The 24194-nt window shown below is 60.5% G+C and carries 20 protein-coding genes; 14 read left to right on the plus strand and 6 right to left on the minus strand.

Features of this window, described 5'->3' with window-relative positions:
- Positions 1-111 precede the first annotated feature (111 nt).
- On the plus strand, positions 112-1914 hold the full coding sequence (locus tag NMA52_RS06900; RefSeq protein WP_254826922.1) for a sigma 54-interacting transcriptional regulator: 1803 nt from the start codon (positions 112-114) through the stop codon (positions 1912-1914).
- Here NMA52_RS06900 and NMA52_RS06905 read toward each other — a convergent pair.
- The 3 genes from NMA52_RS06905 to NMA52_RS06915 all read right to left on the minus strand — a co-directional run bounded on the left by NMA52_RS06905 (position 1911) and on the right by NMA52_RS06915 (position 6908).
- Entirely contained in the window at positions 1911-5195 is a 3285-nt protein-coding gene (locus tag NMA52_RS06905; RefSeq protein WP_254826923.1) for a chemotaxis protein CheB, read from the minus strand. The two genes, NMA52_RS06900 and NMA52_RS06905, sit on opposite strands and share 4 nt — an antisense overlap.
- Before the next feature lie 105 nt (positions 5196-5300).
- A complete protein-coding gene (locus tag NMA52_RS06910) occupies positions 5301-5666 on the minus strand; it encodes a hypothetical protein (protein ID WP_254826924.1) in 366 nt (121 codons plus the stop codon).
- Between the two features lie 180 nt (positions 5667-5846).
- On the minus strand, positions 5847-6908 hold the full coding sequence (locus NMA52_RS06915; protein WP_254826925.1) for a chemotaxis protein CheB: 1062 nt from the start codon (positions 6906-6908) through the stop codon (positions 5847-5849).
- Positions 6909-7004: 96 nt separating this feature from the next.
- Here NMA52_RS06915 and NMA52_RS06920 point away from each other — a divergent pair, with 96 nt between their 5' ends.
- The 7 genes from NMA52_RS06920 to NMA52_RS06950 all read left to right on the plus strand — a co-directional run bounded on the left by NMA52_RS06920 (position 7005) and on the right by NMA52_RS06950 (position 14818).
- Positions 7005-8105, plus strand: a complete 1101-nt coding sequence (locus tag NMA52_RS06920; RefSeq protein ID WP_254826926.1) for a dipeptide epimerase — start codon at positions 7005-7007, stop codon at positions 8103-8105.
- Complete coding sequence (fumC, locus tag NMA52_RS06925) at positions 8102-9484, plus strand: class II fumarate hydratase (protein ID WP_254826927.1); 1383 nt, start codon at positions 8102-8104, stop codon at positions 9482-9484. Before NMA52_RS06920 ends, fumC begins: the two co-directional genes overlap by 4 nt.
- A gap of 28 nt (positions 9485-9512) precedes the next feature.
- Positions 9513-11531, plus strand: a complete 2019-nt coding sequence (locus NMA52_RS06930; protein ID WP_254826928.1) for a BatA and WFA domain-containing protein — start codon at positions 9513-9515, stop codon at positions 11529-11531.
- Positions 11532-11553: 22 nt separating this feature from the next.
- Complete coding sequence (locus tag NMA52_RS06935) at positions 11554-12825, plus strand: dihydroorotase (protein WP_254826929.1); 1272 nt, start codon at positions 11554-11556, stop codon at positions 12823-12825.
- Complete coding sequence (locus NMA52_RS06940) at positions 12810-13763, plus strand: glycosyltransferase family 2 protein (protein ID WP_254826930.1); 954 nt, start codon at positions 12810-12812, stop codon at positions 13761-13763. The genes NMA52_RS06935 and NMA52_RS06940 overlap by 16 nt, the downstream gene beginning before the upstream one ends.
- The gene (locus NMA52_RS06945; protein WP_254826931.1) at positions 13756-14199 is read left to right on the plus strand and encodes a nucleoside deaminase; all 444 of its coding nucleotides are present in this window, start codon (positions 13756-13758) and stop codon (positions 14197-14199) included. Before NMA52_RS06940 ends, NMA52_RS06945 begins: the two co-directional genes overlap by 8 nt.
- A 79-nt stretch (positions 14200-14278) precedes the next feature.
- Positions 14279-14818: a hypothetical protein gene (locus tag NMA52_RS06950; protein ID WP_254826932.1), complete on the plus strand. Its 540-nt coding sequence runs from the start codon at positions 14279-14281 to the stop codon at positions 14816-14818.
- On the opposite strand, the gene gmk is transcribed toward NMA52_RS06950, so the two are convergent.
- A complete protein-coding gene (gene gmk, locus NMA52_RS06955) occupies positions 14811-15392 on the minus strand; it encodes a guanylate kinase (RefSeq protein ID WP_254826933.1) in 582 nt (193 codons plus the stop codon). The genes NMA52_RS06950 and gmk overlap by 8 nt on opposite strands.
- Entirely contained in the window at positions 15382-16263 is an 882-nt protein-coding gene (locus tag NMA52_RS06960; protein ID WP_254826934.1) for a YicC family protein, read from the minus strand. Before NMA52_RS06960 ends, gmk begins: the two co-directional genes overlap by 11 nt.
- 214 nt (positions 16264-16477) lie before the next feature.
- Between NMA52_RS06960 and NMA52_RS06965 the strand changes: the two genes are divergently transcribed.
- The 3 genes from NMA52_RS06965 (at position 16478) to NMA52_RS06975 (ending at position 19781) form a co-directional block, all read left to right on the plus strand.
- Entirely contained in the window at positions 16478-16792 is a 315-nt protein-coding gene (locus NMA52_RS06965; RefSeq protein WP_254826935.1) for an HU family DNA-binding protein, read from the plus strand.
- Positions 16792-17577, plus strand: a complete 786-nt coding sequence (locus NMA52_RS06970) for a tetratricopeptide repeat protein (RefSeq protein WP_254826936.1) — start codon at positions 16792-16794, stop codon at positions 17575-17577. The genes NMA52_RS06965 and NMA52_RS06970 overlap by 1 nt, the downstream gene beginning before the upstream one ends.
- A 650-nt stretch (positions 17578-18227) precedes the next feature.
- Positions 18228-19781: an Rne/Rng family ribonuclease gene (locus tag NMA52_RS06975; RefSeq protein WP_254826937.1), complete on the plus strand. Its 1554-nt coding sequence runs from the start codon at positions 18228-18230 to the stop codon at positions 19779-19781.
- A 6-nt stretch (positions 19782-19787) separates the two neighbouring features.
- Here NMA52_RS06975 and NMA52_RS06980 read toward each other — a convergent pair whose 3' ends face one another.
- Positions 19788-20219, minus strand: coding sequence for a DUF4293 domain-containing protein (locus NMA52_RS06980; RefSeq protein WP_254826938.1), 432 nt, complete (start codon positions 20217-20219; stop codon positions 19788-19790).
- A gap of 45 nt (positions 20220-20264) precedes the next feature.
- On the opposite strand from NMA52_RS06980, the gene NMA52_RS06985 reads away from it, so the two are divergent.
- From NMA52_RS06985 to NMA52_RS06995, 3 genes are read left to right on the plus strand one after another with little or no spacing between them, the layout of a single operon-like run.
- The gene (locus NMA52_RS06985; RefSeq protein WP_254826939.1) at positions 20265-22265 is read left to right on the plus strand and encodes a peptidylprolyl isomerase; all 2001 of its coding nucleotides are present in this window, start codon (positions 20265-20267) and stop codon (positions 22263-22265) included.
- Position 22266: 1 nt separating this feature from the next.
- Positions 22267-22968 carry a deoxyribonuclease V gene (gene nfi, locus NMA52_RS06990; RefSeq protein ID WP_254826940.1) on the plus strand — a complete coding sequence of 234 codons (702 nt, stop codon included), beginning with the start codon at positions 22267-22269 and terminating at the stop codon, positions 22966-22968.
- A 38-nt stretch (positions 22969-23006) separates the two neighbouring features.
- Positions 23007-24188: a M20 family metallopeptidase gene (locus tag NMA52_RS06995; protein ID WP_254826941.1), complete on the plus strand. Its 1182-nt coding sequence runs from the start codon at positions 23007-23009 to the stop codon at positions 24186-24188.
- Positions 24189-24194 lie beyond the last annotated feature (6 nt).

Below are 24194 nucleotides of genomic sequence, written 5' to 3' on the forward strand. Positions count from 1 at the left end.
CGGACCTCATTTCTGCTCCGCAACAAATGTTGTTAAATTTCAGTTGACACGTATTAGGTGCCCGCCAGAACCCTATTACACTAGAGCGGTTGCTTATTACCCTGTCGATGTATGCCGGAACTTGCTGAAGCCCTGGTAAAAATTCTGGAGACGGTTCCTTTTCCTGCTTTCGTCGCCCTCAGCGACGGCAGCATCGTCGTTGCCAACTCCTCGCTCACCGGCATCTCCGGGCAGCCCGACCTGGCCACTATGGACCGGACCCTTTACGGGCTAGGCATCTTCCACAATCCGGCGGAGTACCGGGGTTTCCTGCAGAGTTTCAAGCACGGTGGTGGGCCCCGGCGGCTCGTGCTGCCCGTCGGTCGGTTCGGCAGCGACCACCGCCCCCTCGTCCTTTTCGCCTCGCGGATCGAGTACGCGGGTGAGTCGGCCCTCTGTGGCATCATTACCCGGAACGCAAACGGTGGCGGCGCGGAAACCATTCGCGAGTACACCCCCTCCGGCAACGACGATCTCCTTGACAAACTTGGCTGCTTCACGATGCGCGTGGACGCGGAAGGCAAATTGCTTTACGTCAATTTTCCCATGCAACTCGAGCTGGGCATTCAGCGCAAAAAACAGTTGCCCCACCTGACCCGGATCGATGCGGAGAACGATTCGGCGGCGATCAAAAGATTGCTTGAGCTGGCCCGCAATCACGGTTCTACTACGTACGAGACCACTTACCAGCGCGAAAACGGCACCTTGATCCCGGTGGAGGCGCTGGTGAAGGCCATGCGTAAGCCCGAGTACGACGGTCAGTTTCTTATCACCGCCTTCGACATTACGGAGAAGCGACGTGCCCAGCGGGAACTCCAAACCCTGGAGATCGAAAATGAGAAATTACTCCTGCAACTGGAAAGCAGGGCGGCACAGGTGGATACCAAGCCCGCGTCCCAGGACAGCCAGCGCATCATCAGTGAAAGCCCGGCTTACGTTCGGGTACTCCGGCAGATCGAACAGGTAGCCTCCACCAACAGTACCGTACTGATCACCGGGGAGACGGGCACGGGTAAGGAACTCATCGCAAGGGCCATTCACGCGGCCAGCCGGCGGGCTGCCCGACCGCTCGTGATCCTGAACTGCGGCGCGCTGCCGGCCGAATTGATCGAGAGCGAATTATTCGGATACCGAAAGGGTGCCTTCACGGGCGCGCGTGGCGATCACCTGGGTCGGTTTGAACTGGCGGACGAGGGTACCCTTTTCCTCGACGAAATCGGAGAAATGCCGATGCTGTTGCAGACCCGACTGCTGCGCGTGCTCCAGGACGGTGAGTTTACCCCACTCGGCGCCCGGGAGAGCGTACACACGAACGTACGCATCATTGCGGCGACGAACCGTGATCTCCGGAAGCGGGTAGCCGAAGGAACGTTTCGGTCGGACCTGTACTTTCGACTCAACGTTTTTCCCATCCACAGCGTACCGTTGCGGGACCGGCCGGAAGATATTCCGGTACTGGTGGACCACTTTATCCGGAAGTATGCCCCACCCCACCGGGCGCGCCCCGTATTACGACCCCACGACCTGGCCCGGCTGGCCGACTATCCCTTCGACGGAAATGTCCGGGAGTTGGAGAACATCATTCAGCGTGCCCTGATCGTAAGCAGCGGAAAATACCTGGAGATCAACCTGGAGAGCTACATCACTGCTTCATCTTCTGCCACCGCCCCGGCAGCCGCGGTTCAGGTTCCCCTGCCCGGTCAGGTCCTCGACTTTACCGAAATGCAACGACAGCACATTCAATCCGTGCTCAACCTGACGGACGGCAAGGTGAGTGGCAAGGGAGGCGCGGCCGAGATACTGGGGCTTAATCCTCAGACGCTCTTCAGCAAGATGCGGAAGTTAGGGATCGACCGTCGGGGGGCTAAATCTTAGTCAGTCACCTCGAAACTTACGAGTTCCAGCTTATCCTTGAGGAATACCGGGCGGTACACCAGATTCAAATCCGTATCGTCCTGCAGCAGCTCCTGCACCGGATAGGTCACCTCGACCTGCAGCTCACCCTCCCGAATCCTCCGTACCGCTTCCCGGAAGCGGTTCATACCCGCCTCGGACAAAAACTCCGACATGGGCTGTTGCACGAAGCGGTCCCGGTTGCGATCAAAACGTTCGCTGTTGTTGACCATCACGAGGCGTTCTTCCTCTACGTTTATCAGGCCCGCGTTGACTTGCAGGTTCGACAGCATGCGTTCGTAGCGCTCAATCGTCTGGATCGACTCCTTGCGTTCTTTTTCGGCCGTTGTGATGTCGTGCAGAATCAGCATGGCTTCTTCCACCACGTCCGGGGTCCGGGTAATCTCCATGGACTTTACAATCGGGATGATCTCAACTTCAATACTTAGCGTCGTATCCGCCCGGGTCTTAATCGCCAGATTCACGATGTTTACCCGGCTTTTGTCGAAAGTATTGCGCAGACTTTCGCTGAAGCGGACCTTGTCCTGGGCCGTAGCCACCAGATCGATGAAGTAACACTTCAAAAGGTCCTCCCGGGTGTATCCGGGCAGCGGCCGGTTAATGTCCGCGATCCGGCTGTTTTCACTCACCACCGTAATCACCTCCTGGGTGTTGTGAAAGATGGCTTCATAGTGGGTAGCCATGCTGGTCAGCCGGTTGCGGGTCTGTACCAGATCGTTGATGTCTACGAAGGTGATGACCACGCCCTCCATTTCGTTGCGATCGGTGACGTAGGGATGCATACGTAACAAATAGAAATCGCCGCTGCGGTGTTGGATTTCTTCGTCCAGCCGCGTATTCCCCTCGAGTACCTGCCGGCAGAGATTATCAATGGACAGATTGATGAAGGGACTCGCGAAGGCCGTAATGGGGCGGCCCAGGTCGGAAGTATGCAGGTCGAACAGCCGGCCCACCCCCGGAGTGAATCTCCGGATCTTCAGTTCGTTATCCACGAATATGGTGCTGATCTGCGTACTCTTCAGCAGGTTGTTGATGTCATTATTGATGTCATTCAGTTCCTCGTTCTTGCGCTGGAACTCGCTGTTAACGGTGTACAACTCCTCGTTGACGGATTGCAGCTCTTCATTGGTGCTCTGCATTTCCTCGTTGGAGGCCAACAATTCGCGGTTGCTGGACTGGAGTTCCTCGTTCGTAGCCTCCAGTTCGTTGTACAGCTTGTGGGCCCGCTGCTCCGACCGGAGCAACTCCGTTTGCAGCTCCCGTATCTTCTCCTTCAGCCGGGTAGTTACGGAATAAACTTCCGCCCCGTCCCCGGGTCCGTTCTCCTCGGAAACTTCAGCGGGCAGAAACTCAAGAGCGGCCACGGACTGTCCGGCGCCGGGAAAGTCCTGCACCGAGAAGCGGACGCGCATCCAGCGCTCCGCCTGTCCTTCGCCGGCAACGTTAATGCGTTCGAAGACACCACTGCCGCGCGAGGTCAGAACCCGGTCGACGCCAAGCGTGAGGATAATCTGTACGTCGTCATTCACGACGGTGGTCAGCGAAAGGTGGGCGTCAAAACGGGGCATCTGCAGGATGCCGGTAAAATCTCCATTGAGGTACAGGATGTTATAGTCCTTATCGACGAAGAGGGTCGCGGGGGCATACCGTTCGGCTAGGTAGCGGGCGAAAATATCCATAGTAGGCTCGCCGGCACCGGCCGGCTGTTGTTTAGGACGATCCACGATCGGAATAGTGGCGGGTGTAGGGTGTGCAGTGGTTGTTCCCCGCGGCCTGATCCCCGGTCCGATGGGTTGAAAGACCGGTGCCACCGCCTTCCCCGTTACGGTCTTTGCCCCCAGACGCTTCCGGTAAATCTTCCACCGGTGATCGATGGGTTCGAAGGCTGATTTCAGGGAGGCCAGGTTTTCACTGGGACCCAGAAAGAGGTATCCGGAAGGATTCAGGCCGAAGTGAAAATTAGCCAGTACCCGTTGCTGGGTGTCGGAGTTGATGTAGATCAGAAAATTACGGCAGGAGAGTAGATCGATCCGGATGAACGGCGGATCATCCAGGAGATTCTGGATGGCAAAGAGAATGTTTTCCTTCAGCTCCGGCCGTATCCGGTATCCCTGGGTCCGGGGAATAAAGTACCGCTGCAAATAGGTTTCGGGCAAGTCGGCCGCGATGGTATTGTCGTACTCCCCCCGGGAGGCAAAAACGATGGAATTGCGGTCGACGTCGGAGCCGAAGATCTTGTAGGAACACGCTACCTGATGATTCTCCACGTATTCTTGCATCAGAATGGCGATGGAATAGGCCTCCTCGCCCGTAGAGCAGGACGGTACCCACACCCGCACCTCCTCATTTTCGGAACGGCCCGCAAACAATTGAGGAATGATGGTATCGCGTAGGATGTCGAAGGCCTCCCGGTCGCGGAAGAACCGGGTCACGCCGATCAGGAAACTTTGCCGGAGCTTCTGCAGTTCCTCCTCGTCGTCGAGGGTGGCTTTAATGTAGTCCGAGAGATTCTCGGACGGAGAGAGCAGCAAGCGTTTTTCGATCCGGCGCAGGATAGTCGCCTGACGGTAGTGACCAAAATCGATGCGGGAGGTCACGCGAATGCGGTCCAGCAACTTGCGCAACAATTCCGCCTCGTTCAGTTCGGCCAGTTGTTTCGTTTCCTGCTGTACGATCGGTGCCTTGCGCAACATCATGGCCAGGCGGCTGGCGAGCATGGCGGGGGGCAGCGTGACGTCGGCAATGTGCTGGCGCACCACGGCGTTCGGCATTCCGTTAAACTGGGCCGAGTCCGGATGCTGCACCAGGACCAGGCCACCGCGAGCCTTGATCTCCTTCATTCCGCGACTGCCGTCGGTTCCCATTCCGGACAGGACGATTCCGATTGCGTCTTCGCCGCGGGATTCGGCCAGGCTAAAGAAAAAGTCGTCGATGGGCAGGTAAAGACTGTCTCGCTGGGTCTCCCGGGGCCTCAGCCACAGCATGTCGCCCACACGAATATCTGAGTCGGGCTGCTTTACGTAGACGTGATCGGGCTCCGGAAGCGTATCCTCCGTAAGTGCGATGACGGGCATGCGCGACGATCGTTGCAGAATGTCGGCCATGGAACTTTTGTGATCCATCGACAGGTGTTGCACCACGACGAAAGCGACACCTACCCGGTCCGGCAGCTCGGCGAAGAACGACTCCAGTGCCTGCAGCCCGCCCGCCGAAGCCCCGATTCCCACAATTCTAACGGCCATACCTACTTTCTGTATACGGAGAAGCCTACTCCCGATTGGGTAGCCTGGCACATAGCAAAACACACCAACGCCGGACCTAACCGGACCAACAAATCCGTTACTCGGCTAATCCAGGTCAAAGTTACTCCAAATAGACTTCCACTCGTTAAGGTACTGTTGATCGGGACAAGTATCGGCAATCATCATCGCTCCCAATTTTACCTGATAGGAAATCACCTCCGGAAGTAGCGTGGCGTGCAGCACTTCCAGATCCTGCTGCAATTCCCCGTCGGAACGAGCCAACTCCCTACGGAAATAGGCCAGCTTCTGCCGGGTAATGCGCCAGGTCTGTTGGAGATGACTCTGCAGGGCGGGCGGAATGGGTAAGGTATCGATCATCGCAACCACACGCACGGACTGCCCATTAAGGCGGTCGATGTACGCGATTGTGCTGTTGCCAAAGCTCGAATTGGCGTCCTGAACGTTAGACATGAGAGTAGGGTGTAGGTGTAAGAGATGCCCCCTACCGTAGCAAACACTGTGCCACTATATACAACACGCTGACTATCAGTGTAAAGGTAAATTTTATCGCGTCTACAATATGAGAAAATTGGGGATTAGACACTATTTCATAATTGAGCTTATTAAACTTAATAAATTATTATATAAAGCTTAAGCTTCCGGCAGTATACTGTTGTGTTTAATCCCCATCGCGTGGTCCGATTGGTCACTCGACCTAATAAATCGCTGAACCTGCAGGGCCTGCTGTTCGTACTGCCGGGCACTTTTCCGGTATTCCGCGGCCGTGTTGTCGTTGCCCCCGTCGGGTAGTCGGTCGGCCATTCGTTCGAGCAACAGCCTGCTTTCTTCCAATCCACGCATCAGCTCCCACATAGTCTTTTCCACCTCATCCCGTAGACTGGTGATCAGCGACTCCGCGGTATGCGCGTGACCGGTGTGACAGCGGAACCGAATGAGCTTCCCCTCTACAAACTGGGTTAGTGCTCCATGGCATTCCGGGCAAGTAAGCGGAGAAGCACCCCCGTGGTCGAGAATGCCCATATTAAGTCCATTACGCCCCTTGGCGATCTCAATCTCGATCTGCAACAGTTCCCGGTCGCTCAGCGCGGCACTCTCCTTTGCCGGCACGATCTCCTGCCGGCAGAGTGTTCCCAGCAGTTCACCGATTCGGGCGGCGGGAAGGCAGTAGTCCACCTCACAGTACCGCATCACCCCCTCCGGCATATCGGCGAAGGCCGCCTCCGCGGGATCCTGTACGATAGCCACCCCACCCTGCCGCTTAATCGTCCACATGCCGGAGGTACCGTCGTTCAGCGCACCGCTGAGCACGATGCCCACGACGCGTTCGAAGTACGCATAAGCGGCCGCCCGGAAGAGGGTATCGACGGCGGGGCGGAACCGGTTTTCCCGGGGGCCCTTCGATATCACCAGGCGGTCGTTTTCCACTAACAGGTGACGGTCGGCCTGGGGTAAATAGATGGTCCCGGGCCGGATCTCTTCCCCATTCTCGCCCGTCTCGACCCGCAGGGCGGTGTGATCGCGCAGAATCGCGTCCAGCCTACTCACCCGGTACGGCGGCATATGCTGCACGATAAATATGGCGGCCGGCAGATCCGCCGGGAGGGGCCTTACCAGTTCAAGAATAGCCTCCAATCCACCGGCCGATGCTCCGACGACGACAATATTCCGGTAATTGGGGTGAAGTGTTTGCATACGGCAAAGGTACGGGGCGGCGGAGCGCAGGACCAGCGAATTTACGCAAAGGTGCGGAGAGCGGGTTATACCTTGGTCCCACCCTTCGACCTTAGCATGCACGTTCAAGATATAACGCTCTTCCCCCTACGCGTAGCGTTGACGAAGCCCTTCGTCATTTCCCTCGGACCGCTCACCCACGCCGAGAACCTCTTTGTACGCGTACGTACGCGTGGTGGGCTGGAGGGTTGGGGGGAGGCCAGTCCGTTCCCGACCATTCACGGCGAAACGCTGAACGGCGCGGTAGCCATCGGGCGTGAGCTGGCACCGCAGTTGATCGGACTTCGGGCGGACGATGCTCCTGCGTACACCGCCCGCCTGCAGCGTTTCATCCACGGCAACCACGCCCTGAAGTCGGCCTTCGACATAGCGCTGCACGACATTGCCGCCCAGGCCGCCGGACTGCCGCTCTACCAGTATCTCGGCGGCCGCTCGCTGCGCCCTCTGTTCACCGACTACACCGTAAGCCTCGGCACGCCCGCCCGCATGGCGGAGGATGCGCTGGACATCCGCCGTGCCGGGTTTCCGGTCATCAAGGTCAAACTGGGGGGAGACCCGGCGGAGGACATCGAACGTATTGCCGCCATTACCCAAGCCGTGGGCCGCGAAATCCCCCTGCGGCTGGATGCCAATCAGGGCTGGAGCTTCGACGGTGCCGTAACCGCCCTGCGTGGACTGGCGGCCTACCACGTGGAGCACTGTGAAGCTCCCATTAACCGCTACGAATGGACGCGGCTGCCCGAACTGCGCCGCCTGAGCCCCATACCGCTGATGGCCGACGAAAGTTGCTGGAACGAAGCGGATCTGCGCCGACTGACCACCATCGGTGCCGTAGACCGGATCAACATTAAACTGAGTAAGTCCGGCGGACTGTACGAAGCCCGGCGCATCGTCGAAGCCAGCGGGCTTCCCCTGCAGGTCGGCGGTTTCCTGGAATCCCGGCTCGGGTTCACGGCCGCGGCCCACCTGGCCATGAGCAGCGAGAAGGTGGTGTTTTGCGATTTTGACACGCCCCTCATGCAAATCGAGGACCCCGTGGCGGGCGGCATCACCTACGGGCCCGGGGGAAGCGTCCTGCTTCCGGACGCCAACGGCCTCGGGGCCCGCTTACGCCCGGAATATCAATTACCTTCGTCTCCCCAAATCACGATATCATGAATACCCGCCAGGAGAAAGACAGCATCGGAACCATTGACGTACCCGCCGACCGCTACTGGGGCGCCCAGACCCAACGCAGCTTCACTAATTTCGACATCGGTGGCCAGCGCATGCCCCCGGAAATCATCCGGGCATTCGCCGTGCTGAAGAAAGCCGCCGCCCGTACGAACGCTGAATTGGGAGTACTCGACCGGGATAAATCCGACCTCATCGGGCGCGTAGCGGACGAAATTCTGGCCGGCAAGCTGGACGACGAGTTCCCCCTGGTGGTCTGGCAGACCGGCTCCGGTACCCAGTCTAATATGAACGTCAACGAAGTGATCGCCAACCGCGGACACGTCCTCGACGGAGGTTCGCTCTCCGATGCCGCCAAGGTGCTGCACCCCAACGACGACGTAAACAAGAGCCAGTCGAGCAACGACACCTTTCCCACCGCCATGCACATCGCGGCTTACGGGATCCTGCTCGAGAACACGATCCCCGGCGTAGAACAGCTGCGGGAAACCCTCCACGCCAAGGCCACCGCCATGGCCGACGTCGTCAAGATCGGCCGGACGCACTTCATGGACGCCACCCCCCTCACGCTGGGGCAGGAATTCAGCGGTTACGTGAGCCAACTCGACCACGGACTGCGGGCGCTGCGCAATACCCTGGACCACCTCTCCGAACTCGCCCTCGGCGGTACGGCGGTCGGCACCGGCCTGAACGCCCCGGAGGGCTATGCGGACCGCGTGGCCCAAGAGATCGCCGAACTGAGCGGTCACCCCTTCCGGAGCGCGGACAATAAATTCGAAGCCTTGGCCGCCCACGACGCCATCGTGGAGGCCCACGGTGCCCTGAAGACCCTCGCGGTCAGCCTTACGAAGATCGGCAATGACGTCCGGATGCTCAGCAGCGGTCCGCGCTCGGGTATCGGGGAGATCACTATCCCCGCCAACGAGCCCGGTAGCAGCATTATGCCCGGAAAGGTGAACCCCACCCAGAGCGAAGCGCTCACCATGGCCATGGCACAGGTACTGGGCAACGACGTCGCCATCAACATCGGCGGCATGACGGGTCACTTCGAGCTGAACGTCTTCAAGCCGATGATGATCTACAACTTCCTCATCAGCGCGCGGCTGATCGGCGACGCCAGCCGGAGCTTCGAGGAAAACTGCGCCCGGGGCATCGAACCCAACCGCAAGCGCATCACCGAGCATCTTAACAACAGTCTAATGTTGGTGACGGCACTGAATACCAAGATCGGCTACGACAAGGCCGCCAGCATCGCGAAGAAAGCCTACGCGGACGATTCTACGCTAAAGGCCGCGGCGCTCGAACTCGGATACCTCACGGCGGAGGAATTCGATGCGTGGGTCAAACCGGAAGATATGATCTAGTCGCCCCCTCCCCCACTACCCCACCGCCATGTCGTTTCTCTTTCCTTCCTTTCTCTGGGCCCTCGGGCTGATCGCCATTCCGGTGATCATTCACCTGTTCTACTTCCGGCGGTTCCGCCGGGTGTATTTCAGCAACGTACGCTTTCTGCGGGAGGTGAAGGAAGAAACCAGTATGCGCAGCCGCCTACGGAATTTACTGGTGCTCCTGCTCCGCTGCCTGGCCGTAGCCGCCCTGGTTGTCGCATTTGCCCAACCCTTTCTTCCCTCCACGGAAGGCATGTTGGCCGGACGCAAGGCCGTAAGCGTATACGTCGACAACAGCTTCAGCATGGGTGCCGAAAGCGACCGGGCACCACTCCTGCAACTGGCGCGTGACCACGCCCGGGACATCATCGATGCCTACGGTCCGGAAGACCGCTTCCAGGTGCTCACCAACGCCTTCCGCGGCGGAAGTCAGCGGCTCGTCGGTCAGGCGGAAGCACTGCAGGCCGTCGAGGAGATCACGGTAGCCCCCGAGAGCCGACCGCTTTCGCAGGTACTGGCGCGGCAGGCTTCCGCACTCGAGCTCGAAAACCACCCGAACCGACTGGCCTACCTGATCTCCGACTTCCAGCGCAACATTACCGATCTGGCGGACGTGGACACGGCGGTGTCCGTCAACCTCGTCCCCCTGGCCGCGGTGCAGGAACGCAATGTCGCCATTGATTCCGTCTGGTTCGACGCTCCCGTACCGCAGCTGAACCAGAACAACCTGGTGCTGGTACGGGTCCGCAATTACGGCACCGAGGACGTGGACAACGTGCGGCTCAGTCAGGGATTCGAAGGGCAGTCTAAGCCCGAGGGCACGCTGAGCGTACCGGCCGGCGCTTACGTCATCGACAGCGTCTACCTCAACATCACCCGTCCGGGATCGGGGAATGCCGAACTGAGCATTACGGATTTCCCGGTCACCTTCGACGACAAGTATTACGTGGCGTTCCGCACCACGGGCCGGGTGCGCGTCCTGCACATCGACGGTGATGGCGTGACGGACCGAAATCTGGCCGCCGCCCTGCGCCTGGAGGTGTTCGAGCCGACCTTCGTCAGTGACCGGAACATCGACTACGGAAGCATCGGCACCCACCAGTTGGTGATCGTAACCGACCTGGCGGAGATCGCCAGCGGACTTGGAGAACAACTCCGGCAGTACGTCAGGGACGGAGGCAACCTGCTGATCTTTCCCCCCGCCGCGGCTAATCTCGCGAACTACAACAGTTTCCTGGCCGCCTTCCCCGCCGACGAGTTGCAGCCCTTCCAGCCCCAGGCCCGGGAAGTCAGCACCCTCAACGAGGACGACTTCGTATTCGAAGGCGTGTTCGAAAACGACCGCGGGGCCATGGACCTGCCCTCCAGCCAGGGCAACTTTCCCCTTACCCGCTACGGGAGCCGCCGTCAGCAGGCCCTGCTCAGCTACCGCGACGGCAGCACCGCGCTGGCCAAATACACCAGTGGAGACGGCAATCTCTACCTGGCCGCCTTCCCCCTGGCCCCGGAGGTGAGTGACCTGGCCGCCGACGCGGAAGTATTCATCCCCATGCTGTACAAGATGGGCATCAGTTCCGGTCGTCGTCGCCCCGCCGCCTACACCATCGGCCGGGACGAGGTGATCGAGACCAGCCGCCGCCAGGCCAGCGCGGAGATCGTCTATAAATTACGGGGCCCGGGGGGTGAGTTCATCCCCGAGCAGCGGACCATCGGTAACCGTGTTGCCCTCGGCCTGGGCGGGCAGGTGCCGGACGCCGGCATTTACGAGCTGCTGATCGGAGAAGAAGTCGTCGAAACCTTCGCTTTCAATTACGACCGCACGGAATCCGATCTGCGCTACACTACCCCCGACGAACTTGCGGCGATTCCCCATACCACGATCGTGAACGCGGAAAACCAGGCTACCCTGGCCGCCGCTATTCGCGAGCGCAGCGAGGGCCGGCCGCTGTGGCGATATTTTATCTGGGCCACCCTCCTCTTTCTCCTCGCCGAAGCACTCGTACTCCGATTCTGGAAGGTCTAGAATTGATACCTTTGACCCCACTATGCTGCTCCGTTCCGTTACCATCACCGATCTCCGTAGCCCGCACCACGGCCAGACCCTTGACGTAAGGATCGAGGACGGCATCATCACCGCACTGGCGAATGAAGTGGCCGCAGGGGACGGGGAGGAAATCTTCCACCACGCCGGCGCGCGACTGGCCCCCGGCTTCGTGGACATCGGCGCGTACCTCGGGGATCCGGGCCACGAGGAGCGCGAGGACATCGCCAGTCTGACGGCGGCGGCGGCGGCCGGTGGTTACGTAGCCGTAGCCGTGCTGCCCAATACCGACCCCGTGCGTCAGTCGATCGCCGACATGACCTACCTGGCCAGTCACAACGGCCGGGGACCGGTAGATCTGCTTCCGCTCGCCGCGCTGAGCCGCGACACCGCCGGCAGGGACCTCACCGAAATGATGGAACTGGCCGGCGCGGGCGCCCTGGCCTTCACCGACGGGCCGGGTCGCTCGGCACCCGGAAGCCTCCTCAAGCGGGGACTCGAGTACGCCAAATCCTTCGGGGGCACGGTCATGGACACGCCGTACGACGACGGCCTGGCCGAGGACGGGCAGATCCACGAGGGTACCGTAAGCGTTTCGCTCGGCCTGCGGGGCATCCCGGAAATGGCCGAAACCATTCCCCTGTCCCGCGACCTGACCATCCTTTCCTACACCGGAGGTCGACTGCTGCTTCACCTCCTCTCCTCGGCAGCCGGACTGCAACTCATCGACGAGTACCGCTCCGGCGGTGGGGACCGGCTCGTAGGCACCACGGTCAGTGCGCATCACCTGACCTTTACCGACGAATCCCTCAGCAGCTTCGACCCGAATTACAAGGTGCTCCCCCCCCTACGGGCCGCCGAAGACCGCGAAGCCCTGCGGCGCGGAGTCCTGGACGGTCGCATCGATGCCGTGGTGTCCCACCACCGGGCACGGCACGGGGAGGAAAAAGACCTTGAATTTAGCTATGCCTCCTTCGGCGCGCGGGGCCTCGAAACGGCCTTCCGGCAACTCCTGCCGTGGGTGGACGGACCGGCGCAACTGGACCGCGTCGTGGAGGCCTTCTCCGCCGGGCCGCGCCGTCTGCTCGGCCTTCCGCCACTCACCATCGACGAGGGAAGCGCGGCCCAACTGACGCTCTTCACTACGGAGGGAGGCCGCCGCTTCACCAGCGAGCAGCTCCGCGGCAAGACAGCTAACAGCCCCCTCCTGGGACAAGAATTGCCCGGCCGCATTCTGGCTACCGTCAACAACGACCGCCTATGGACATCAGCGTAGTCGTTCCCTTGTTCAACGAAGAAGAATCCCTGCCCGAACTCACGGCCTGGATCGACCGGGTCATGCGGGCCAACCGGTACAGCTACGAGGTCTGGCTCGTCGATGACGGCAGCACCGACGGAAGTTGGGAAGTAATTCAGCGGCTGATCGAAGAGAACGACTGCCTGCGGGCCATCAAATTTCAGCGCAATTACGGTAAGAGCCCGGCGCTGAATGTAGGTTTCCAGCACGCCTCCGGGGATGTCATCATCACCATGGATGCCGACCTACAGGATAGTCCCGACGAAATTCCCGCCCTGTACCGCATGATCACCGATGACGGTTACGACGTCGTATCGGGCTGGAAGAAGAACCGGAAGGACCCCATCGGCAAGACCCTACCCTCCAAATTTTTCAACTTCGTAACGCGCAAGGTCAGCGGCATCGAACTGCACGATTTCAACTGCGGGCTGAAAAGTTACCGGCGCAATGTCATCAAATCCATCGAGGTGTACGGCGACATGCACCGTCACATGCCGCTGCTCGCCAAGTGGGCCGGCTTTCGCAACATCGGCGAGAAGGTGGTCAAGCACCGGGAACGCAAGTACGGGTATTCCAAATTCGGCATCTCCCGCCTGATCACCGGGTTTCTGGACTTGCTTTCCCTCATGTTCGTCGGCAAGTTCGGCAAACGACCCATGCACCTCTTCGGCACCCTGGGCACCCTGATGTTCGTGATCGGCTTCGTGACGGCGGTCTATATCGGCGGAGCCAAGATTCATGCCCTTACCAATCACATGCCGAAGACCCTGGTGACGGACAACCCCTGGTTCTTCATCAGCCTCACCACCATGATCATGGGCACCCTGCTCTTCGTAACCGGCTTTCTGGCCGAGTTGGTGGCCCGCTCCAATCCCGACCGCAATCACTACCTCGTCGAAACCGTCCTGAATGCTTGAGGTATATGACGATGCCTACTTCATGCGGCAGGCCTTGCTGCAGGCCCGCAAAGCCGCGGCCATGGGCGAGATCCCGGTCGGTGCGGTGGTCGTCTCCCACGGCCGCATCATCGCGCGGGGGCACAACGAAACGGAACGCCTCAACGACGTGACGGCCCACGCGGAGATCATCGCGCTTACCGCCGCCGCCAATCATCTGGGGGATAAATACCTTCTGGACTGCACGCTGTACGTCACCCTCGAACCGTGCCCGATGTGTGCCGGAGCCCTGCACTGGGCCCAGACGGCCCGGATCGTCTACGGGGCCAGCGACGACAAACGGGGCTTTATGCGCTTCGGGCGCGAACTTCTCCACCCCCGCACCAAACTGGAATTTGGCGTGCTCCACGATGAATGCGCCGAACTGATGACCGGTTTCTTCCAGCGCCGGCGTTAAACTTGGCTTAAATCGTGGTAGCCGGCCCACCGCTGCCGCCCCCGTACCTTTCTTTGGTAGTGACCAAGATCATCGTTTCATGTACCGCTTCCTCCTTCCGACCCTGTTGCTCTGTACCGGCTTGCTCAGCTCCTGCGGCCCCCGCCTCAGCCCCTTCACCCAGCGGATGTACGAGGAGCAGAACTGGCAGGAAGACGAGCTACGCCGCATTCAGTTCTACCTGAGCGAGGACGTCATCCTGCAACGGGAGTTGCGCAACGACCGGTCGCAGATTCGTAACGGCAGCGTGAGCGTGATCAACGGTCGCGAAGTCGAACAGATCGTCTTCAAGCGCAACACGCCGGGGGTCTTCGTCTTCAGTCCGAAATCGCAGCGCGTGGCCATATCCTTCGAATCCGACAACGACAACTTCCTGGTCTTCGGGCCTAACCCAAAGAACGGCGACCGCTATACACTGCTCGCCGGTGACTGGACCCGGAACTACGGCACCGTTACGTATGCGGGACGGGAATGGCGTGTTTCGAGCGCCGACGCCTTCGCCAGCCTGCTGATCCCCCTTAAACGCTTACGTGAGGGCAATACCCGCGGACGGGTGGTCGGTGGCCGCCGCATCAAATAGCGAGAAACTCCCGGGCGATCAGTTCCGCCTCGGCCAGGGCCGCCGGCAGTTCGTCGTTGACCAGTACCCGGTCGAAGCGGTGGCAGTATTCCAGCTCCTCCGCCGCCCGCGCGATGCGTACCCGCAGGCTTTCCGCGTCTTCGGTACTGCGATCACGTAGCCGCTGGAAGAGGACCTCCCGCGAGGGCGGGGCTACGAAGACGGCCAGGCTATCCTCGGGGTAATGCTTCTTGATGTTGGTGGCCCCCTTGACTTCGATGTCGAAGACTACTGTGCGCCCCGCCGCCCGGATGCGCTCGATTTCCGAATGCAGGGTTCCGTAAAACCGCCCGGGATACACTTCCTCGTACTCCACGAACGCCCCCTCCGCCACCCGGCGGCGGAATTCCTCCAGACTCAGAAAGTGGTAATCTACCCCATCCTCCTCCCCCGGCCGCGGGGGGCGGGTGGTGGCGGAAACGGAGAAGGCCAGTTGCCCGAATTTCTGCAGGAGGTGCCGCACGAGGGTCGTCTTACCGGCCCCGGAGGGCGCGGTAAAGATCAGCAGTTTACCGGGGGTCTGCTCAGGCGACATTGGCGAGTTGTTCTTTGATCATCTCGAGGTGTTCCTTCATGTTCACCACCAGTTTTTGTAGGTCGGCGGAGTAGGCCTTGGCCCCGAGCGTATTGATTTCGCGCCCCATTTCCTGGCTGATGAAGTTCAGTTTACGCCCCTTCACGTCGTCCTCGTTATCGAGGATTTCCAGAAAGTATTCACAGTTCTGGAGCAGACGTACCTCCTCTTCGTGAATGTCCATTTTTTCCAGGTAGAAGATCACTTCCTGTTCGTAGCGGTTCTTATCCACGTTGGCGCGGCCCATGAAGTCATCCAGGTGGCGTTGCATACGCTCCCGCACCGCCGCGATGCGTTGCTCGGCGTAGTCGCCCACCTCGTTCAGCATGTCCATAATGGCGCGGACGCGGGTGCGGAGATCATCGGCCAGAGCGGTGCCCTCCTGGTGGCGATAATGCTGCAATCGGGACACGCACTGCCGGGTAACCTCCTGAATGCTGTTCCAGTCGGCGGGGTCCAGGTCGGCCATACCCGACTCCACGATGCCGGGCGTGCGTAGGAGGGCGGGCACGAGGCCGTCGAGCGTACTCTCCGGCAACTGAGTATTGAGGTTGAAGTAGATGTTCTTGCTCAGCGAGGCCAGCAAGGGCAGATCGACCCTGATCTTACCGGTGCTGCCGTCGTCGGCGATCTCGAGGTTCATCTCCAGTTTGCCGCGTTTGACTTCGGCCAGCACCAGCTTTCGCAGTTCCAGCTCGTGCACGTGGAGGTTGTGGGAGGTGCGGATACGGATGTCGCTCTGCTTGCTGTTGAGGCTGCGTAATTCGGCGGTATACGTTTTGCCCCCGTCGGTGAGGGTGGCCCGGCCGTAACCGGTCATGGATAGGAGCATGCGGGGGTCTGTTTTGGAAAAGCTGCGAATATAGGGAATGGGCGACGGCAACGGCCGGCGGGCCGCGATCGGGGTAACCTATTATAATTAGGACGCACGACACCTAAACGGTTGATTGTAAAAGAAATAGTTCGGTGTATGGGGAGATATCCGGGTAAAAAGCGGATATTTGCGACTCTTTTGAGAACCCGTAAGCGAAGACAAAATTTAGATAATGAGAAAAGCCGATTTAGTTGCAAATATTGCCGATAAGACAGGCATAGCGAAAGTCGACGTCCTGGTGAGCCTGGAAAGTTTCTTCAAAGAAGTCAAGGGTAGTCTCGCCGATGGCGAGAACGTATACATCCGCGGATTCGGATCCTTCATCGTAAAGAAGCGCGCCAAAAAGATCGGTCGCCACATCCAGAAGAATAAGGCCATCGAGATCCCCGAGCACTACATTCCGGCCTTTAAGCCCGCCAAAATCTTCGTGGAGCAGGTGAAGGACAAGGTGTCTAACCTGCCCGACGACGAAAGCGACCTGGACTGATGCGCAAGCCCCAGTGGATCGCGGCCGGGATTGCCCTCGTACTCGTACTGATTACCTACTGGGGATGCCCCGTTCGTCCTCCCGAAATGGAAGATGGGTTCAACCGCGGCCCGGTGGCAACGACCGGCGTACAATCCCTGATCCGGGACGCCCACGCCGAACTCACCCCCGCCCAGAAAGCCACCTTCGCCACCCTGGAAGAACGCCTCGAGTCCCAGCAGGACGATTCGGCCCGGGTAGCCGTGCTGCAGCAACTGGCCAGCGAATGGTACCAGGCCGGTAAGCCTTCGATCTCCGGGGCCTACGCCGCCCGCATCGCCGAAATTGAGAATACGGAAGACGCCTGGAGCATTACTGCCACGACCTTCAGTCTGTGCCTGCGTCAGGAGGGCGTCGACGACAAGACCCGGCAGTACTGCGCCGCCCAGGCCGAACAAGCCTACCAGGCCGCCATCAGCCTCAATCCCGAGAACCCCGAGAATCGCATTAATCTGGCGGTCACCTATACGGATAACCCGCCCCCCGACAATCCGATGAAGGGCATCCTGATGCTGCGCGAACTCGAACAGCAGTACCCCGACTATCCCCAGGTGTACATCACCCTGGCTCAGTTGGCCATCAAGACTAATCAGCTCGACCGCGCCGCGGAACGGCTGGCGACGGCCGATCGGCTCGCCCCCGATAACCCGGATGTCGTATGCCCCCTGGCCAGGGTGTACGAAAATCTCGGACGCGCGGGCGAGGCGGATATTTACGCCCGAAAGTGCGCCGCCCTGCTGGAGTAGCCGCCCGGTATTGGATTTCTGCGTATCTTTGTCCCCGCGTTCGCGCCGACAGCGGTGCGCCGACAGAACCAATCCCGCTCACGATTTGTATTTAATCGTGAGTTCTCTATATTATCACCCTTTTTCAATAACTTAAACGACAGAATATGCCGTGTGGAAAAAAGCGGAAGCGTCATAAGATTGCTACCCACAAACGGAAGAAGCGCCTGCGCAAGAACCGTCACAAGAAGAAGAACCGCTAGTCCGTACTAGCACCATACCATAGGCGACCGGGGCACTCATGAGTTCCCCGGTCGTGACCGGTGTGAGGCGACCATAGGCGTTGCCGTCGCGCTACCCTTTATCGAGAACCTTGGGTCGATCCCATTTCTTACTTCTACGGCCCCTTTCCGTGCCGCGTCGACCGAATACCGTTTCGCCGCAGCCGCCAAGATATTTTCCGCCACCTGCCGTGACCCTCACGTGCGGCGGTCTACCCCCAGCCGAACCCTAGACGTAGTTTCACTCTCGTCGTTTCTAGCTCGACCGCTATTGCTGGTCCCGTCCCACCGGTTTTTGGGTATGTATTTTCATACCGGATGCACCATGCATCCCCCCGCCAGATATTCGCTGCGGGGGGAATTTGTGTATCTACCCAACCCTGTACGACAGTGGAAAAAGAAATGATCGTCTCCAGCACGGGCAAAGAAGTAGAAGTTGCCCTGCTCGAAGACGGAAAACTGGTGGAGATCCACCGACAGCGGTCCACCGATCAATTTACCGTCGGCGACGTATTCATCGGACGGGTCAAACGCGTGACCGCCCCCCTGAATGCCGCCTTCGTGGACATCGGGCACAAGAAAGACGCCTTCCTGCACTACACCGATCTGGGCCCGAAGGTCCGTACCCTCCAGACCTTCGCCGAAAGCGCGATCAAGGGCAAACTGCCCAGCCACCTGCTGGAAAAAGTGAAGTACGAGCCGGAGATCGTCAAGACCGGCAAGATCGACGAGGTCATCTCCAAGAAACAAGTCGTCCTGACCCAGGTACTGAAGGAACCGATCAGCACGAAGGGGCCCCGGCTCAGTTGCGAAATCACCATTCCAGGTCGCTACCTCGTCATTACCCCGTTTAGCGAGACGGTAGCCGTGTCCAAAAAGATCAGCACGAGCGAGGAACGTAAGCGCCTGCAACTGCTCGTGGAAAGCATCCGCCCCACCAATTTCGGAGTGATCGTGAGAACGGCCGCCGAGGGCAAGGGCGTAGGCGAGCTGCTGGAGGAGGTCAACAGCCTGATGGCCAAGTGGAAAACCATCATCGACAGCGCCAAGGGCGCCACGCCACCCGCTAAGCTGCTCAGTGAGGTCGACAAGACCACCGGCCTACTGCGGGACCTGCTCACGCCTGATTTCACCAAGATCGTGGTCGACGACAAGGACCTTTACGAAACCATTAAGGAGTACGTGAAGGACATCGCGAAGGACCGACCGAATCTGGTATCCCTGCACAAGGCCAGCCGTCCCATCTTCGACGCCCACGGAGTGACCAAGCAGATCAAGAGTAGCTTCGGCAAGACCGCCACGATGGCCAGCGGCGCCTACATCGTGATCGAGCATACGGAAGCGATGCACACCATCGACGTTAACAGCGGCAACAAGATGCCGAGCCAGAATCAGGCGGAGGCCGTACTGAAGATCAATCTGGAAGCCGCCGAGGAGATCGCCCGTCAGTTGCGGCTCCGCGACATCGGAGGCATCATCGTGATCGACTTCATCGATATGCGCGACGCCGAGCACCGCAAGAAACTGGCCTCGACCATGCGCAACGCCATGAAGAACGACCGGGCCCAGCACACCGTCCTGCCCCTCAGCAAGTTCGGCCTAATGCAGATCACCCGGCAGCGGGTACGCCCGGAAGTGAAGATCACGACCGCCGAAAAGTGCCCTACCTGCAACGGAACGGGAAAGGTGAACGCCACCATCTTACTGACCGATGAGATCGAGCGCGACCTCAATTTCATCATGGAAGCCCGTCCCAAAGCGAAGCTCAAGCTCAAGGTGCATCCCTACATATCCGCCTACCTGAAGCGCGGGCTACCGAGCGCCCAGATGAAGTGGTACATGAAGCACTACCGCTGGCTGGACATTCAGTCCGACAACGATTTTCCGATCACGACCTTCAAGTTCTTCGACAGCAAGGACGACGAGATCAAACTGCAGAACTGATCTCGCCTACCGCAGGCGATCCGCGCTCCGCACCAGCTTTTCGTCCTTGGTGATGTAGCGTGCGGCCAGCGCGGCGAATACGATCGTAAGGAGGGGCAGTGCCACTCCCGGCTCCGCCTCCGCTTCCGTGGAGGCGGAGTCGTTATACCACAACATCGCCCCGTACGCCGCATAGGCCAGGGTAAGAATCACCGCCACGGTGCAAAGCGTCCGCTGTAACCGCCGGTTACCGAAGAGGAAGATCGCGACGACCGTCAGCAAACCTACGGCGGCCACTCCCCCGATCAACAGCGGACTGTCGAACACGGTAAGGTGGGCATCGGCGAAGACCTGGCTGGAGGGCACGGGGCCGGTGGTCTCGGCCACGTCGGTCGCAAACAGCCCGAAAGTACAGAGCGCCGCGAGCGCCAGGAAGATGGATTGGATACGTTGGATCATCTTGATTTTATTTGGGCCGCAAAGGTAGGATATTACCTTTACCTTATGCCGCTCCGCCCGCTCGCCGCTCTCCTCTTGCTCCTGATGCTCACCACTTGCATCCCCCCCACGGAAGATGGTGTAGAGAGTCCCGTAGGCATAGATCTGACCGACGACCTCACGCGCCGGGTACTCACGCTGCAGAATGACCGGCAGACCGATAGTCTGCTGACCTACCTCTCCGGAGCCGACCCCACGGCCCGTTACCTGGCCGCCCGGGCCTTCGGAAGTTTCCCTACCCTCCCCGACCGGGCCGCCGAAGCGCTCATCACAACCCTGAATGACTCCTCCCCCGCGGTCCGTATCCAGGCCGCCTACGCCCTCGGACAGTCCGGGCGGAAGGACGTAGCCGAACCCCTCGTACGTGCCTTCGACCCGGCCGTGGAGCAACCGCTCTTCGACGCCGCGGTTCTCCAGGCGGTCGGCAAGGTCGGTGGTAGTGAGGTGGCGGAGCAACTCGCCGGCATTTCAACTTACCTCCCTTCCGACACCGTACTGCTGGCGGGGCGGGCCTGGGGAATGTATTACGCCGCACTTGCCGGTCACCGGAGCGAAGCATCGGATGCAAGCATGATCGATCAGGTCATCGACGCTACCCTCGCCCCGGAAATCAGGCATCCGGCCGCTCATTACCTCTACCGGACGGACTTCCCCGTAGACACTATACAGGAAAGGGCATTGCGCCAGACCCTGCGGACGGAACGGGACCCCGTGGTGGCCATGAGCATCGTACGAACTTTGGGTCGTAGCGGACTGCCCGCGGCCAGGATCGCCCTGCTGCGACGGCTCGAGCAGAGTGCCGACTGGCGGGAACGTACGGAAGTGATCCGGGCTTTCGCCGGATTTGAGTATGCCGCCGTACGGGAATCGGTGGTCGAGGCCCTCCGTGACCGCCATCCCCTGGTAGCCCTGACGGCGGCGGACTTCCTGGTCGACCACGGTACCGAAGCGGATGCGCCCCTGTACCTCGAACTGGCGGAGCAGGATCTTCATCCGCTCGTCGCGGTGCGGCTCTACGGCGCGGCGAATCGCCACCTCTCCCCCTTCCTCACCGACTATCGCGACCGGATTGGAGTGGCCTTGCAGGATCGATCTACACGCACCGACGATCCTTACGTCCGCGCCGCCGCCCTGCGTGCACTGGGGGAATATCCGTGGATGTACCGCTCCGTCTACCAAACGTACGGGGCCACGGACTTACCCGTGGTGCGGACGGCCGCCGCCGAAACCCTGGAGTCCATCAGTAACCGGGAGGACTTTGACGCATTCTTTCGGGGAAGCAGCGGGCGGGTCCGCGGGGAGCTGGCGCAATCCTTCAAAGCAATGATCACCAGTCGCGAGGAGGGACCGGCCTTCCACGCGGCCCGCGCTCTCGCTACCGCCGCGGAGGACTATCGCTCCCGCTACCCCGATCTGAGTTGGCTGGACACGACGATAGCGAGTTTCGAACTGCCGCGGCAACTGGAAACCCACGCGGAGGTCGTGCGCGCGTACGCGGCCCTCACCGGTACGGACCGGGCGGCGGAACCGGCGGCCACCGGCACGGTTCGGTCCATCGACTGGACACTGCTGGCGCAGGCGGGCGAACGGGAGGTCGTCATCACGACCGAGGCCGGCCGGATCGTTCTGGAGCTCTACCCGGAGATCGCTCCCGCTACCGTGAGCAGCTTTCTGGAACTCGCGGGCCGAGGGTACTACGACGGACGGGTCTTTCACCGGGTCGTTCCCAACTTCGTCGCCCAGGGCGGCGGACCGCGGGGAGACGGGTACGGATCGGAGAACTTCACGGTGCCTACAGAGACCCCGATGGTGCACTGGGATCGCGCGGGACTGGTGGGCATGGCCAGTGCCGGCAAGGATACCGAAGGGGTGCAGTTTTTCATCACCCACCGGCCCACCCCCCACCTCGACGGGAAGTACACCATCTTCGCCGGCGTCGTGGAGGGACAGGAAATTGTCGATCAACTCGTCCCCGGCAGCAAGATCGTTAGCGTAAAAATTAGGTAACATGTCCCCAAAAGATTCGGCAAGTACCCCCGCTCTTCACGACTGGAACCTCGATCCCCAGGCGGCCGTGCAACTGCAAAAAGAACTCCGGGAGCGCATCCGGCTGGAGCCTCTACCGGGCCCGGTAAAACTTATTGGCGGGGCGGACATTTCGTTCAACCTATACTCCGACATCTTTCACGCCGCCATCGTAGTGCTGGACTACGAAAGCCTGGAAGTAGTGGAAAGTACCTACTTCACCCAAACCGTAGACTTCCCCTACATACCGGGTCTGCTTTCGTTCCGGGAGATCCCTACCCTGCTGCGGGCGTACGAGCAGCTGCAACAACGGCCCGATGTCGTAATGGTCGACGGGCACGGCATCGCCCACCCGCGCAGAATGGGAATTGCCACTCACTTCGGACTGGTGACCGGTACACCTACCCTGGGGTGCGCCAAGAAGATCCTCACCGGTAAATTCACCGCTCCCGGTCCCGACCGGGGGGATGCTTCTCCGATTCAGGCCGGGTCGGATACGCTGGGTTATGCCCTCCGCTCCAAGCCGAAGGTGAAACCCGTCTTCGTCTCTCCCGGTCACCTGCTCGATCTGGCGGGAGCCCTGGAGATCGCCCGGCACTGCCTTCGCAAACACAAGCTTCCGGAGCCGACCCGTATGGCCCACCTGCTGGTGAACGAGCACCGCAGGCGGGCTCATGACCAATAAGTCGCCGGCCCCCTGTCGTCGAAGTATCTTTGCTCCTTATGAACGAACGCAGCACCCGCGTCCGCGCCCTGGCCCAGGAAGGAGCGGAAGCAACCCTCGCCGACCGCCGTCACCTGCACGCGAACCCCGAACTTAGCTTCGAGGAGCACGAAACCGTAGCCTACGTAGAGCGCCGGCTCACCGAGTCGGGTATTCCCCACCGCCGGGTCGCCGGCACCGGACTGATCGCCGAAATCAGCGGAGCCGCGGGACCGACCATCGCCCTGCGCGCCGATATGGATGCCCTGCCTATTCAGGAAGCCAACGAGGTTGCCTACCGCTCCCGTACGGACGGGGTCATGCACGCCTGCGGACACGACGTGCATACGGCCTCCCTACTCGGCGCCGCCCGGATACTGCAGCAATCGCGGAAGCAGTTGCGGGGTACGGTACGGCTGCTCTTCCAGCCGGGGGAGGAAAAACTTCCCGGTGGTGCCACCCTGATGATCCGGGACGGTGCACTGGTCTCCCCCACCCCGGCGGCGATCTTCGGTCAGCACGTCCACCCACCGCTGGCGGCCGGCAGCGTCGGTTTCCGGTCAGGTATTTATATGGCCAGCACCGATGAGCTCTACCTCACCGTCCGCGGTCGGGGTGGTCACGGCGCGATGCCCCACCAATCGGTCGACCCGATCGTCATTACCGCTCAGGTGATCACGGCCCTGCAACAGTTGGTCAGCCGGGAAACCGACCCTACCCTGCCCGTAGTGCTGACCTTCGGCCGGGTGGAGAGCGAAGGCGGGGCTACCAACGTCATTCCCAACGCCGTGCACCTGGAGGGCACCCTGCGCACGCTGGACGAGGACTGGCGTAAGGAATTGCACCTACGACTGCGCCGAACGGCCGAAGGCATCGCCGCCGCGTTGGGAGGGACCGCGGAACTGCGCATCGAACACGGCTACCCCTTTCTGAAGAACGACGAAGCCCTCACTCTCTGGGCACGGGACCGGGCGCGTGAACTCCTGGGTGAGGAACGAGTGGTGGACCTTCCCATCCGCATGACCGGTGAGGACTTCGCTTTTTACTCCCATCACCTGCCGGCCTGTTTTTACCGCCTGGGGGTGAACGGACCACCCCACGGGGGCAGTCCGGTGCACACGGATACCTTCGACATCGATGAAGCTTGCCTCGAGACGGGGTCGGGCCTGCTGGCCTGGTTGGCGCTGCAGCGTTTGGGTTAAACGACA

This window comes from Lewinella sp. JB7 (assembly GCF_024297185.1).
Lineage (GTDB): Bacteria > Bacteroidota > Bacteroidia > Chitinophagales > Saprospiraceae > Neolewinella.